The 260-nt window shown below is 51.9% G+C and carries 1 pseudogene; it reads right to left on the bottom strand.

The features are described from left to right. Positions 1–260 (bottom strand): annotated as a pseudogene (locus tag BHE89_RS24710) (EAL domain-containing protein); the annotation flags it as partial.

The following is a 260-nucleotide window of genomic DNA, read 5'->3' as shown; positions in this document are numbered from 1 at the left end:
AAGGCCTTTACGTAATTCAAATGTTTCTCCATGACAGCAGGCTTCCCGTGATAGAAACCTTGTTGCCATGACAGTCCAAGTAATTTGGCGCTCTCCCCCCAATGGGAAGCTCTCCACCTGCTCAGCAATGAGCTGTATGCCTTTTCGGCGGCAGTGGAGGAGGCCGGATAGTCTTCAAGCGACCGCAGTCTTCTCGCGTCAAACTTGCAATAGTGCCAGTCATAACGGCTCAGGCGCTCCAGAGAAGAGTTTTTGTCTCC

Source organism: Shigella sp. FC1967 (genome assembly GCF_001743005.1).
GTDB lineage: Bacteria > Pseudomonadota > Gammaproteobacteria > Enterobacterales > Enterobacteriaceae > Proteus.
The sequence above is the reverse complement of the archived record's forward strand: the minus strand, read 5'-3'. Positions and strand labels throughout refer to the sequence as shown.